The sequence below is a fragment of the Hydrogenophaga sp. FW305-3-2-15-A-LB1 genome, from assembly GCF_058787875.1.
Genome location: NZ_JBYTAE010000115.1, coordinates 1 through 13,548 on the forward strand (window position 1 = coordinate 1; position 13,548 = coordinate 13,548).

Consider the following 13,548-nt stretch of genomic DNA (forward strand, 5'->3'; position numbering starts at 1 on the left):
GACCTCGCCGAACAGCGGCGGCAGGTCGGCCAGCGCGCCCACCCAGGCGATGCGCTCGCCCTCGGTGAGCAGGGCGCCCCGATCGATCAGGCCCCAGCCGTCGCCGCCCCGGGCCGGGGTCAGCGTGGCCAGCCGGGCGTTGCGCCAGAGGGTGAGGCGGCTCATGGCGGCGCGGGCCTCAGGGGGTCGCCCAGATGGCGGCGCACAGGTCCTGCTGCCCCGCGCCGGCCTCGCCTTGCAGCACCAGCTGCAGCGCGGCCTCGATGTCGGGCGCGAACAGGCGGTCCTGCGCGTAGAAGGGCACGCGCTCGCGCAGTGCGGCGTGGGTGCGCGCCAGGCGCGGGCTGGTGGCCAGCGGGCGGTGGAAGTCCACGCCCTGCGCCGCGGCCAGCCACTCGATGCCGAGGATGGTCGCGGTGTTGCGCGCCATCTCGTCGAGCCGGCGCCCCGCGAAGGTGGCCATGCTTACGTGGTCTTCCTGGTTGGCGCTGGTGGGCAGGCTGTCCACGCTGGCGGGGTGGGCGTGCGACTTGTTTTCCGAGGCCAGCGCGGCGGCGGTCACGTGCGCGATCATGAAGCCCGAGTTCAGGCCCGGGTTGTCCACCAGGAAGGGCGGCAGGCCGGAGAGCGTGCTGTCGATCAGCAGCGCGATGCGCCGCTCGGAAATGGCGCCGATCTCGGCGATGGCCAGCGCCAGCGTGTCGGCCGCGAAGGCCACCGGTTCGGCGTGGAAGTTGCCGCCCGAGATGACCTCGTTGGTGTCGGTGAACACCAGCGGGTTGTCGGTCACGGCGTTGGCTTCGATCAGCAGCGTGCGCGCGGCGTTGGCGATCAGGTCGCGGCAGGCGCCCATCACCTGGGGCTGGCAGCGCAGGCTGTAGGGGTCCTGCACGCGCTCGTCGTTGTCCAGGTGCGAGAGGCGGATCTGGCTGCCCGCCAGCAGCGCGCGCGTGGCGGCGGCCACGGCGATCTGGCCGGGCTGGCCGCGCGCCGCATGGATGCGCGGGTCGAACGGCGCGTCGCTGCCCTTGGCGGCGTCCACGCACAGCGCCCCGATCACGGTGCCCGCCTCCAGCAGGCGCTCGGCCATGAAGAGGCCGTGCAGCGCGAGCGCGGTCGACACCTGGGTGCCGTTGATGAGGGCCAGGCCTTCCTTGGCGGCGAGCACCAGGGGCGCGATGCCGGCGTTCTTCAGCGCGGTGGCGGCGGGCACGCGCCGGCCTTGCACGAACACATCGCCTTCGCCCATCAGCGCCAGCGTCATGTGCGAGAGCGGCGCGAGGTCGCCCGAGGCGCCCACCGAGCCCTTGACCGGGATCAGCGGCGAGATGCCCGCATTGAGCAGGGCCAGCAGGGTGTCGATCACCACCGGTCGCACGCCCGAGTGGCCACGCGCCAGGCTGGCGGCTTTCATGAGCATCACCAGGCGCACCGTGGCGTCGCTCATGGGCTCGCCGGTGCCCACCGAGTGCGACAGGATCAGGTTGCGCTGCAGGGTTTCGAGCTGTTCGTCGGGGATGCGCGTGCGCGCGAGCTTGCCGAAGCCGGTGTTGATGCCGTAGGCCGCGTCGCCTTGGCGCACGATGGCGTGGATCGCCGCGGCCGAGGCCGCGATGCCGGCCTGGGCCTCGGGCGCGAGTTGCACGGGCACGGCCTGCTGCCAGACGGCGCGCAGGTCGCCCAGCGCCATCTGGCCGGGCTGGAGGGTGAGGGTGGAGAGGGTCATGGGAGGAAGTGTCTCGCGCCTGCGTTCAGGCCACCATCGGGAGTTTCAGGCCGTGCTTCTTCGCGGTGGCGATCGCCAGCTCGTAGCCCGCATCGGCGTGGCGCATCACGCCCGATCCGCAGTCGTTCACCAGCACGCGCGCCAGCCGCTCGGCGGCGGCATCGCTGCCGTCGGCCACGATCACCATGCCCGCGTGCTGCGAGTAGCCCATGCCCACGCCGCCACCGTGGTGCAGGCTGACCCAGCTCGCGCCGCCGGCGGTGTTGAGCAGGGCGTTGAGCAGCGGCCAGTCGCTCACCGCGTCCGTGCCGTCGCGCATGCCTTCGGTCTCGCGGTTGGGGCTGGCCACCGAGCCGGTGTCCAGGTGGTCGCGGCCGATCACGATCGGCGCCTTGAGTTCGCCCGTGCGCACCATCTCGTTGAACGCCAGCCCCGCGAGGTGGCGCTCGCCCAGGCCCAGCCAGCAGATGCGCGCCGGCAGGCCCTGGAAGGCGATGCGCTCGCGCGCCATGTCCAGCCAGCGGTGCGTGTGGTGGTTGTGCGGAAACAGTTCCTTGATCTTGGCGTCGGTCTTGTGGATGTCTTCCGGGTCGCCCGAGAGTGCCACCCAGCGGAACGGGCCCTTGCCCTCGCAGAACAGCGGGCGGATGTAGGCCGGCACGAAACCGGGGAAGTCGAAGGCGTTGCTCAAGCCCTGGTCGAAGGCCACCTGGCGGATGTTGTTGCCGTAATCCACCGTGGGGATGCCCATGGCGTGGAAGTCGAGCATGGCCTGCACGTGCACCGCGCAGCTCTTCGCGGCGGCGTCGACCAGCTGCGCGTGCTGGGTCGAATCGCGCTGCGCGGCCCTCCACTGCGACACGCTCCAGCCCGCCGGCAGGTAACCGTTGATCAGGTCGTGGGCCGAGGTCTGGTCGGTCACGAGGTCGGGCCGCAGGCCGCCCGCCTTGGCACGTTTCACCAGTTCGGGCAGCACCTCGGCCGCGTTGCCCAGCAGCGCGATCGAGACGGCTTCCTTGCGCGCCGTGTGGTGGCGGATCAGCGCGAGCGCGTCGTCGATGTCGCGGGCCTGCTTGTCCACGTAGCGCGTGCGCAGGCGAAAGTCGATGCTGCTCTGCTGGCACTCGATGTTGAGCGAGCAGGCACCGGCCAGCGTGGCGGCCAGCGGCTGCGCGCCGCCCATGCCACCCAGGCCGGCGGTGAGAATCCAGCGGCCGGCCAGGTCGTTGCCGTAGTGCTGGCGGCCGGCCTCGACGAAAGTCTCGAACGTGCCCTGCACGATGCCCTGGCTGCCGATGTAGATCCACGAGCCCGCTGTCATCTGGCCGTACATGAACAGGCCCTGGCGGTCCAGTTCGTTGAAGTGTTCCCAGTTGGCCCATTTGGGCACCAGGTTGCTGTTGGCGAGCAGCACGCGCGGCACGTTGGCGTGCGTCTTGAACACGCCCACCGGCTTGCCCGACTGCACGAGCAGGGTCTCGTCCTCCTCGAGGTCTTTCAGCGAGGCCAGGATCTGGTCGAAGCAGGCCCAGTCGCGCGCGGCGCGGCCGATGCCGCCGTAAACCACCAGGTGCTGCGGGTTTTCCGCCACCTCGGGGTCCAGGTTGTTCTGGATCATCCGGTAGGCGGCTTCGGCCACCCAGTTCTTGCAATGCAAGGTGTTGCCACGCGGGGCGCGGATCACGCGGGTGGGGTCCAGACGGGGGTCGGTGGTGGTGGTCACGGAGCGAATTCCTTCAGGCGGGTGGCAGCTGGTGGTGATGTACATATTCTCCGGATAATCTTGAATATGTATAGACAACTTTATCTGTCCATAATCGATGCTGTCAAGACCACTTCAGCGGTTCGCGCTCTGGTAGAAACCCTATGACCTCCGCTCCTCCCGCCTCGCCTGCTGCCGAACGAACCCCTGCCTACCTGCGGGTGAAGCAGCACGTGCTGTCGCAGATCCAGGCCGGCGTCTGGCGCGAAGGCGACGCCATCCCGGCCGAAGAGGCGCTGGCGCGCGAGTTCGGCGTCTCGCGCATGACGGTGAACCGCGCCATCCGCGAGCTGAGCGACGAGCAGATCGTGGAGCGCGTGCAGGGCTCGGGCACTTACGTGGCGCAGCAGAAGTACCAGGCCACGCTGGTGGCGATCCGCAACATCGCCGACGAGATCACCGCGCGCGGCCACGCCCATCGCAGCGAGTTGCACAAGCTCGAACGCGCCAAGGCGGGCGAAGCGCTGGCGCGCCGCTTCGGGCTCAAAGCCGATCAGCCCCTGTTCCACTCGGTGGTGGTGCACTTCGAGAACGGCGAACCGATCCAGGTCGAAGACCGCTGGGTCAACCCCCGGGTCGCGCCCGACTACATGGCGCAGGACTTCAACAGCCAGACCCCCAACGCCTACCTGATGCGCGTGGCGCCGCTGCAGGGCGTGCACTTCGTCATCGAGGCCAGCGCGCCGCCACCCGAAGTGGCCGAGATGCTGCACATGGCGCCGGGCGACCCCTGCCTGGTGCTGCGCCGGCAGACGCAGTCACAAGGGCAGGTGGCCTCGGTGGCCGCGATGTGGCACCCCGCATCGCGCTACCAGTTCACCGGCAGCTTCTGAACGCCGTCGACCTCAGACCGGTCTCACATGGCCTTGAACTGCGCCGCATAGAGCCGGCTCACCGGCCAGTTTTCGGGCCGGCCGCGCAGGCGCAGGCTGTGCTTGCCCGCTTCGTCGCGCTGCACGCTGTCGATGGCATCGGCGCGCACCACCGTGCCACGGTGCACCTGCCAGAACACCGCCGGATCCAGCTGCGGAATCAGTTCCTTGAGCGGCGTGCGGATCAGCACTTCGCTGTTCGCGGTGAGCACGCGCACGTACTTGTCGGCCGCCTCGAACACCAGCACCTCGCCAATGGGCACCATGCGGATGCCCTGGCCCACGCCCGCCTGGATCACCTGCAGGCGCGGTGGTGCCGACGGCGCCGGCGCATGGCCCGAGAGCAGGGCTCGCAGGCGCACGAGCGTGGCCTCGTCGAACGCCGTGGCCCCCGTGCTGGCAGGCTGCCTTTGCGCCAGCACCTGCTGCACGCGCTGCACGGTGCGCGCCAGGCGATCGGGCTGCACGGGCTTGAGCACGTAGTCCACCGCCTGCGTCTCGAAGGCCTGCACCGCGTAGGCGTCGTAGGCAGTGACGAACACCAGCGCGGGAAACGGCACGCCGTCGGGCCATTCGTCCGCCAGCTCGGCGGCGGCCTGCAGGCCGGTCTGGCCGGGCATGCGGATGTCCAGGAACAGCACATCGGGTTGCAGGCGCAGCGCGTGCGCCACGGCCGCGTCGCCATCGCCCACAGTGGCCAACACCTGAAGGCCGGGCCAGGCCCGGGCGAGTTCGGCCTGCAGGGCCTGGGCCAGCAGGGGTTCGTCTTCGGCCAGCAAGGCGGTGGCGTTCATGGGGATGGGGTCCATGGCAGTGTGAGCAGGGCGCGCGTGCCGCCGCGGGGCTGGCCTTGCCAGTCCATGCGCGCACGGCCCGGGTAGGCCGTTTCCAGCCGCTCGCGCACCTGCGAAAGGCCGAAACCGGGTGTGGGCGAAGGATCGCTGCCCACGCCCGTGTCGCTGACCACGAGCACCAGGTCGCTGCCTTCGTGGCGCGCGCTGACGCGGACCTCGCCGCCCTGCAGGCTGGGCTCCAGGCCATGACGGATGCAGTTCTCCACCAGCGGCTGCAGCAGCAAGGGCGGCACGGGCTGGGTGGTGAGCTCGTCGGGCAGGTCCAGCGTGTAGCGAAGGCGCGGGCCCATGCGCACCGCCATCAGCTCCAGGTAGTCGCGCAGCCGGGCGAACTCCTGATCCAGCGTGTGGCGGCCGGCGCTGGCCTCGGTGCGCGAAGCGGTCAGCGTGGCGCGCAGGAAGTCGTTGAGCCGGTCCAGCATGGCCGTGGCGCGCACCGGGTCGGTGCCGATGAGCACGCGCAGGTTGGCCAGGGTGTTGAACAGCATGTGCGGTTCAAGCTGCGATTCGAGCAACTTCAGGCGCGCCTCGCTGGCCTGGCGCTGGGCCTCTTCCTGCGCGAGGCGCGCATGGGCCAGCATGGCCCGGCTGGTGAAGTAGTAGGCGCCAAAGCCCCCGGCGGCCAGCGACATCAGCACGAAGCCCAGCGTGGCGCGGGGTACGTTGCTCAGGCTGGCGAACAGATCGCGGCCCAGCAGCAGGTTCGCCACCACGCTGCCGCCCCCATAGGACGTCAGCACCGCGACCACCACCAGCAAGGCCATGCGCCAGGCGCCGGGCCAGCCGCTGGGGTTGAGCACATGGCGGCCACCGTCGATCATTGCCCAGATGCCCAGGCCGATGCACTGCGAGTACACGAGGTTGACCGCGAAGGCATCGCCGTTGACCGCCGTGATGATCAGCGCGATCACGGTGTTGACCACCACGACCACCAGGGCGCGGCGCGCGGCGATGTCGGGCTTGAGCTTGAACGGCGGCATGGCCGCAGTATCCCGCATGCCCGCCGCCGCCACGGGGCTCACCGGCCGTGTTCCCGCTGGAGCCGCTCGCGCTCCTGCGCCACCAGGCGCTGCTGCAGCCCGCCGCCGCCCAGCACGAGCCAGACCACCAGGCCATGGATCAGCAGGCCCAGGCCCCAGCCCAGCGCGGGGTAGATGGCCCAGTGGCGGCCGCTGGAGAAGGACAGCATGGCCAGCACGCTGTTGACCGAAAGAAAGACCAGCGCGTGCACGTACCAGCCCATGCGGGCGCCCGCGCGGCGGCGAGCCAGGCGGTCCAGGTCCTGGTGTTGGGGGTTCGATAGGTTCATGGTGTGCTCCAGTTCAAGGTGGAAGGAAAGGTTCAGGCCAGGCCCAGCCACTGGTGCCAGACCAGGCCGCCCAGGTAGCGGCTGGGCAGCAGGGTGAAGGCGCCGGCCACCAGGCAGGCGCTCACGTAGAGCCACACCATCACGCGGCGGTGGGTGTTCACGTTGCCGCGCAGCAGGGCGCGGAACGCCAGGAACAGGCTGCCGAAGACGATGGGCACCAGCAGGTGCACCGGCGTGTAGCCCGCAATGTTGGGCAGCTTGAAATCGCGGATGAAGATGGCCGAGATCGCGGTGATCAGCATCAGCGTGACCCAGGCGTAACCGATGGCGCGGTGCAGGCGCGGGCGCTGGCTGTGAGCCTGGCGCGCGGCGTGCCCGCGCCGCGCCCAGAGCGCCACCGGGCCCAGCACCACGGCGGTGATGGCGGCGGTCATGTGAACGGCGATGAGGGGCGTGAGTTGCATGGTGGGCTCCGTCGAAAGGGATGGAGCGCACTGTGCCGGGGGCGCTGCCCGGGTGCCAGCGGCTTGCGACCGAACCGCCCAAGCCTGGGGTGAAATGCCGCCGGTGCGGCGCGAAATGCAGGCGCGGGAACTCAGCCCGCCAGGGGTTTGGCGCTCAGCGTGAAGCTGAAGGTGGCGCCACGCCCCGGCTCGGCGCTGGCCTGCAGCTCCCCGCCATGGCGCTGCACGATGCGCAGCGCGGTGGCCAGGCCGATGCCCAGGCCGCTGAACTCGTGCGGCATGTGCAGCCGCTGGAAAGGCTGGAACAGCTTGGCTGCGCGCGCCATGTCGAAGCCCGCGCCGTTGTCGAGCACGCTGAAGCGCTGCTGGCCATGCTCGTAGGCGCCTTCCACACGGATCAGCGCCTCGGGCGTGTTCGCCGTGTATTTCCAGGCGTTGTGCAGCAGGTTCTGCATCAAGGCCTCCACCAGGGCCGGGTCGGCCATCACGTGCAGCCCGGGCTCGATCTGCCAGCGCACGCGGCGCTGCGGCTCGGCGCCCGCGAACTCCTCCAGCAGCCGGGTGGCGATGGCGCTGATGTGCACCGGCTTGCGCTGCAGCTCGCCGCGCGCGAACTGCGACAGCGTGAGCAGGCCATCGATCAGCTCGCCCATCTTCTTGCTCGCCGCCGTGATGCGCTGCAGGTGCGACTGGCTGTCGCTGCTCATGCCGGGGTTGTCCTCGTGCAGCGCCTGCGCGAAGCCGTTGATGATGCGCAGCGGCGAGCGCAGGTCATGCGCCACCGCGTACGAGTAACTCTCCAGTTCGTCGTAGGCGGCCTTCAGGGCCTCGGTGCGGCGATGGATGCGTTGCTCCAGCGAGGCGTTGAGCTGCTGGATCTCCAGCTCTGCGCGCTTGCGCTCGGTCACGTCCTGGATCACGCCGAGCGCGCCCACCGCGCGGCCCTGCGCGTCGCGCTCGAACTCGGCCTGCACCAGGAACCAGTGCTCCTCGCCGCCGAACAGCAGCCGGTACTCGATGTGGTAGTCGGCCTTGCCCTGCACCGCGAGCTTCCACAGCTCGAATGCCCTTGGAAAGTCATCGGGGTGCGTCAGCGCGACCAGGTCCTGGGCGCTGAAGTCCGCCGAAGGCAGGCCCAGGATTTCGTGCGAACCCGCCAGCGTGACGAAGCGCCCGGTGGACAGGTCGGCACGCCAGCTGGCTAGGCCCGCCAGCCCATGGGCCTGGCGCAACAGGTGCTCGCTGGTGCGAAGCGCTTCCTCGATGGCCTTGCGCGCGCTGATGTCCTGCACCACCGCGATCAGGTAGTCCGGCTCGCCCGAGGCCTTGCGCACCAGCGAGATGGTGACGTGCGCCCAGACCACATGGCCCTGCCGGTGGATGTAGCGTTTCTCGAAGCTGTAGTGGTTGATCTCGCCAGCCAGCGTGCGCTTGAGCTGGCGCATGTCCAGCTCCAGGTCGTCGGGGTGGGTGAAGTCGCGGAAATGCTTGGTCAGCATTTCCTCCTTCGTGTAGCCCACGATGTCGCAATAGGTCTGGTTCAGGCGGATCCAGCGGCCGTCCAGGTGGTTGTGCGCCATGCCGGTGGCGCTCTGTTCGAACGTGTCTTCCAACTGCCGCTTGCTTTGCTGGAGCTGCTCGGTGGCCTCCTGAAAACGCTGGTTGCGGCGCTGCATCAGGGTGATGGCGCCCACCACCACGATCTGCGCCAGCAGGTGCCAGAGGTTGAGCCAGAAAGCCTCCATCGGGTGGTCGATCGCCAGGCTCCAGTACGGCTTGATCATCAGGAAGTTGATCAACACCGTGCCCAGCACCGCGCTGAGCATGCCGGGCAGGAAGCCGCCGTACAGCGCGGCCAGCGCGGTCGCAAGCGAGAGCGTGATGAAGCGCCCACCCGATTCGGCCGGTGCCAGCGCCATGCGCAGCCAGACCGCCGCGAAGGTGAGCAGCACGGCCACCGCGCAGCGAAGCCAAATGCTATGTTCTTCGGGTTGCCAGTTCGCCACGCGCTGCCAGCCTTGCTGCAGCCAGTTGGTGGAGGACGGTGGGGTCGTCATGGGCGCGCGGTGAAAAAGTGGCCCAGCTTACACCGGCTCGCCTCAAACGGTGTTCTCGCGGGCCCGGCGCGCGAGGGTCAACGCCCCCAGCATGTCGTCGATGGCGGCGGCCGTCTCCTGCGGCTTTTCCATCGGGAACAGGTGGCTGCCCTCCAGGATGCGAAGCCGCTCGGGGTGCGCCTTGCCCACCAGGCGCAGCGTCATCGCCATGCCCACCTGCTTCATTTCCTGCGAATCGGTGCCGCCGATGAAGCCCACCGGGCATTGCAGCGGGTGGCGGCGCAGCAGGCGGTCCAGGTTGTGGGGCAGGGTGTTGTAGATCGCGGTCTCCACCTCGCGGTCGAAGGCCAGCACTCGGTGCGGCTTGCCCTGCGCATCGGCGGCGTCGCGCGTGCCGTGTTGAATGTAGTCGCGCAGCACATTGGGGTCCCATTGGGCAAACGCCTTCTTGCTGCTGAAGTGGGCGAGGGCGGTCTGCGCATCGGGCCAGCTGTGGCGCCGGCGCCGGCTCACCTTGCCCGGCGAGACAGAGCCCACCAGCTGCGTGCGCTTGATCAGCTCGAGCGTGCGCGCGCGCCAGCCGCCGAGCACCGGCGAGTCGATCAGCACCACGCCACGCACCGCATGGCCGCCGAGCTTGGGGTGGCGCGCCGCGCACATCAGGCTGAGAAAACCGCCCAGCGAATGGCCCACCAGCCAGGCGCCCTGGCCGTGGCGTTCCACCTCAGGGGCGGCGAAGTCCGCCAGCTGCTGCACCAGATGGGGCCAGTTGCTGGTCACCGGGTACTGCGGCTCATGGCCGAAGCGGTCCACCGCGCGCACCGTGTGGCCGCGGGCGCGCAGCGACTTGAAGAGCACCCCGTAGGTGCTGGCGGGGAAACTGTTGGCGTGGGAAAAGACGATCAGCGACATGCCTCAGATCAGCTTCTCTCGGGCATTGCTGATCTTCTTGATCGGCGCATTGCGCGGGTTGTCGCTCAGCAGCGGTACCTCGGTGTGCGCGTCGTCCCAGGTCGGGTGCTCGATCTCATCGAACACCTCGCGCAGCTTCTGCCCCCAGGTCTTGTGCAGCATGCGGAAGTACGGGTTGTCGTGGTCGATGCAGGTGATCTTGTCGGACTGCAGCATGTTGGCCTCGTACACCGCCAGGTCCAGCGGCAGGCCCACCGACAGGTTCGACTTGAGCGTGGAGTCCATCGACACCAGCACGCACTTGGCCGCCTCGTCCAGCGGCGTCTCGGGCGCGATCACGCGGTCCAGCACCGGCTTGCCGTACTTCGACTCGCCGATCTGGAAGAACGGGGTCTCTGCCGTGGCCTCGATGAAGTTGCCAGCCGAATACACCTGGAACAGCCGCATGCCCTCGCCGCGCACCTGGCCGCCGAAGATCATGGATGCGTTGAAATCCACGCCCGCGCGCTGCAGCGCATCGCCGTCGCGCTCGTACACATGGCGCACCGCCGAGCCCAGCACGCGCGCGGCATCGAACATGCTCTTGGCGTTCCAGATCGTGATGGGTTCACCCCCATCGGGGTCGGTGAGCTGCTCCACCTGCAGGATCTCGCGCACCGACTGCGAAATGCTCAGGTTGCCCGCCGACAGCAGGCACATGAAGCGGTCGCCCGGCTTTTCATAGACGATCATCTTGCGGAAGGTGCTGATCTGGTCCAGGCCCGCGTTGGTGCGCGAGTCGGAGAGGAAGACCATGCCCGCGTTGAGTTTGACGGCGACGCAGTAAGTCATGATGAGGCAGCGAGTTTCTTGAGGGCGTAAAGCTGTTCCAGCGCTTCGCGCGGGCTCAGGGTGTCGGGGTCGATCTGCGCCACGGCCGCCTGCAGCGGGTGCGCTTCAGGCTCCAGTGTGGCAGGTGGAGGCGCGAACAGGTCCACCTGGCTGCGGCTTTCTTCGCTCTGGGCCTCCAGAGCGGCCAGGGCGTGGCGCGCATGCTGCACCACCCCGGCCGGCACGCCGGCCAGGCGCGCCACCTGGATGCCGTAACTTCGGCTGGCCGGGCCGGGTTCGATCTGGTGCAGGAACACGATGCCGCCACCGCCCTTGCCGCCCGACTCCACCGCGCTCACGTGCACATTCACCGCCGCGTGGTGGCTGGCCGGGAATTCGGTCAGCTCGAAATAGTGCGTGGCGAACAGCGTGTACGCGCGCGACTTGTCGTGCAGGTGCGTGGCGATGCCGCCGGCCAGCGCCAGGCCGTCGAAGGTGGACGTGCCCCGGCCGATCTCGTCCATCAGCACCAGGCTCTCGGGCGTGGCCGCGTTCAGGATCTGCGCGGCCTCGGTCATCTCCACCATGAAGGTCGACTGCGCGTTGGCCAGGTCGTCGGCCGCGCCGATGCGGGTGTGGATCGCGTCGATCGGGCCCAGCCGGCACGACGAGGCCGGCACGTGGCTGCCCATGCTGGCCAGCAGCACGATCACCGCCACCTGCCGCATGTAGGTGCTCTTGCCGCCCATGTTGGGGCCGGTGATCACCTGCATGCGCTGCTTGGGGCCCATCACGGTGTCGTTGGCGATGAAGCTGCCGCCCGAGCTTTCGTTCAGCCGCGCCTCCACCACCGGGTGGCGCCCGCCGCGGATGTCGATGCACGGCTCCGGCACGAACTGCGGCGCGCACCAGTTCAGCGTGAGCGCGCGCTCGGTCAGCGCGCACAGCGCATCCAGCGCCGCCATGGCGCGCGCCAGCTGCGTCAGCGCCGGCACATAGGCCTGCAGCTCGTCCAGCAAATGGTCGTACAGCCACTTCTCGCGCGCCAGCGCGCGGTCCTGCGCGGAGAGCGCCTTGTCCTCGAAAGCCTTGAGCTCGGGCGTGATGAAGCGCTCGGCGTTCTTCAGCGTCTGGCGGCGGCGGTAGTCGTCCGGCACCTTGGAGGCCTGGCCCTGCGTGACCTCGATGTAGAAGCCGTGCACCTTGTTGAACTGCACGCGCAGGTTGGCGATGCCGGTGCGCGCGCGCTCGCGCTGCTCCAGCTCGATCAGGAAGGCGTCGCTGTGGTTCTGGATGCCGCGCAGCTCGTCCAGCTCGGCATCGAAACCGTCGGCGATCACGCCGCCGTCGCGGACCAGCGCGGCCGGCTCGGGCAGCAGCGCGTCGCGCAACAGCTCGGCGCAGCCCTCGGGTGGCGTGAGGTGCGAGGCAATGCCGTGCAGCAGGCCGCCAGCGGCCTGCGGGCCCAGCTGCGCCGCCAGCTGGCGCGCGCGCTCCAGCGTCTGGCCCAGGCCCACCAGCTCGCGCGGCTTGACCTGGCGCAGCGCCGTGCGCGCGGTGATGCGCTCCACGTCGCTCGCGCCCTTGAGCGACTGCCGCAGCGACTGCCACAGGCCACCGCGCAGCGTGGCGATGGCGGCCAGCCGCGCGCGCGCCTCCGCGCGGTCGCGCCGGGGCTCCAGCAGCCAGCTGCGCAGCGCGCGGCTGCCCATGCCGGTGCAGCACACGTCCAGCAGCGAAAACAGCGTGGGGCTGGTCTCGCCGCGCAGCGTCTGCGTCAATTCCAGGTTGCGCCGCGTGTTCAGCGGCAGGTCGATGCGCTCGCCGCTGCGCGCCACCTGCAGGCTGCTCACGTGCGTGAGCGCGCGGCCCTGCGTGTGCTCGGCGTAGTTCAGCAGCGCGGCGGCTGCGGCGTGCGCATCCGGCATGTCTTGCGCGTCCCAGGCGGCCAGGCTCGCGGCCTGCAACTGCTCCAGCAGCTTGCGCTGGCCCAGCGCCGCGTCGAACGCCCAGGCCGGGCGCAACACCGCCACCAGCCGCCCGCCGTTGCTGCCGCTCTGGCTGGCCAGGGCCTGCACCGACTTCTCGAACGCGGGCGTGGCATCGGCGCTGTACAGCACCTCGCCGGGCGAGACGCGCGCCACCCAGTCGGCCAGCTCATCGCTCGCGCACTGCGCGAGGAACACGATGCCCTGCGTGACCGACATCCACGCCAGCCCGCAACCCGTGCGCGCGCCCGGGTGCACCGCCATCAGCACCGCTTCGGACTTGTCCGACAGCAGCTCGCTGTCCGTCAGCGTGCCCGGCGTCACCACACGCACCACCTTGCGCTCCACCGGCCCCTTGGCCATGGCCACGTCGCCCACCTGCTCGCAGATCGCCACCGACTCGCCCAGCTTGATCAGGCGCGCCAGGTAAGTGTCCACCGAATGGAAAGGCACGCCGGCCATGATCACCGGCTGGCCGGCCGACTGGCCGCGCTGCGTGAGCGTGATGTCCAGCAGGCGCGCGGCCTTCTCCGCGTCGCTGAAGAACAGCTCGTAGAAATCGCCCATGCGGTAGAACAGCAGCGTGTTCGGATGCCCGGCCTTCAGGCCGAGGTACTGCTGCATCATGGGCGTGTGCTGCGACAGATCCGGCTGGGCGGAAGGGCTGTCGGAAAAATCCTTTTTCATCGATGACGTCGTGAATTTCTGGCCAGAGGTTCACCGCGCTGTGCCGTGGCACGGGCTGCGTCGGTGGCAGCAGGCGAAGGGCGGTGGGAACGGTGGGTGGCGCGGGT

At 69.5% G+C, this 13,548-nt stretch carries 11 protein-coding genes; 1 reads left to right on the forward strand and 10 read right to left on the reverse strand.

The genetic code is table 11. The features are described from left to right. Nucleotides 1-178: 178 nt before the first annotated feature. On the reverse strand, nt 179-1,726 hold the full coding sequence (hutH, locus tag AC3WPZ_RS25725; RefSeq protein WP_444687074.1) for a histidine ammonia-lyase: 1,548 nt from the start codon (nt 1,724-1,726) through the stop codon (nt 179-181). Nucleotides 1,727-1,751: 25 nt separating this feature from the next. After that, nucleotides 1,752-3,494 (reverse strand): urocanate hydratase, encoded by a 1,743-nt coding sequence (gene hutU, locus AC3WPZ_RS25730; RefSeq protein ID WP_444687073.1) that lies wholly within the window; start codon nt 3,492-3,494, stop codon nt 1,752-1,754. A gap of 98 nt (nt 3,495-3,592) precedes the next feature. On the opposite strand from hutU, the gene hutC reads away from it, so the two are divergent. Then, complete coding sequence (hutC, locus tag AC3WPZ_RS25735; RefSeq protein ID WP_444687072.1) at nt 3,593-4,321, forward strand: histidine utilization transcriptional repressor HutC; 729 nt, start codon at nt 3,593-3,595, stop codon at nt 4,319-4,321. A gap of 23 nt (nt 4,322-4,344) precedes the next feature. On the opposite strand, the gene AC3WPZ_RS25740 is transcribed toward hutC, so the two are convergent. From AC3WPZ_RS25740 to mutS, 8 genes are all read right to left on the reverse strand, one after another. Further along, a complete protein-coding gene (locus AC3WPZ_RS25740) occupies nt 4,345-5,154 on the reverse strand; it encodes a LytR/AlgR family response regulator transcription factor (protein WP_444687492.1) in 810 nt (269 codons plus the stop codon). Further along, entirely contained in the window at nt 5,151-6,212 is a 1,062-nt protein-coding gene (locus AC3WPZ_RS25745; RefSeq protein WP_492442221.1) for a sensor histidine kinase, read from the reverse strand. The genes AC3WPZ_RS25740 and AC3WPZ_RS25745 overlap by 4 nt, the downstream gene beginning before the upstream one ends. Before the next feature lie 20 nt (nt 6,213-6,232). After that, complete coding sequence (locus AC3WPZ_RS25750) at nt 6,233-6,523, reverse strand: 2TM domain-containing protein (protein WP_382320917.1); 291 nt, start codon at nt 6,521-6,523, stop codon at nt 6,233-6,235. A 32-nt stretch (nt 6,524-6,555) separates the two neighbouring features. Continuing rightward, complete coding sequence (locus AC3WPZ_RS25755) at nt 6,556-6,987, reverse strand: DUF2306 domain-containing protein (protein ID WP_444687070.1); 432 nt, start codon at nt 6,985-6,987, stop codon at nt 6,556-6,558. Between the two features lie 131 nt (nt 6,988-7,118). Beyond that, complete coding sequence (locus AC3WPZ_RS25760) at nt 7,119-9,044, reverse strand: PAS domain S-box protein (protein ID WP_444687069.1); 1,926 nt, start codon at nt 9,042-9,044, stop codon at nt 7,119-7,121. 42 nt (nt 9,045-9,086) lie between these two features. Then, nucleotides 9,087-9,956, reverse strand: coding sequence for an alpha/beta fold hydrolase (locus AC3WPZ_RS25765; protein ID WP_444687068.1), 870 nt, complete (start codon nt 9,954-9,956; stop codon nt 9,087-9,089). A gap of 3 nt (nt 9,957-9,959) precedes the next feature. After that, nucleotides 9,960-10,787: a proteasome-type protease gene (locus AC3WPZ_RS25770; RefSeq protein ID WP_444687067.1), complete on the reverse strand. Its 828-nt coding sequence runs from the start codon at nt 10,785-10,787 to the stop codon at nt 9,960-9,962. Further along, the gene (mutS, locus tag AC3WPZ_RS25775) at nt 10,784-13,441 is read right to left on the reverse strand and encodes a DNA mismatch repair protein MutS (protein WP_492442225.1); all 2,658 of its coding nucleotides are present in this window, start codon (nt 13,439-13,441) and stop codon (nt 10,784-10,786) included. The genes AC3WPZ_RS25770 and mutS overlap by 4 nt, the downstream gene beginning before the upstream one ends. Between the last annotated feature and the right edge of the window lie 107 nt (nt 13,442-13,548).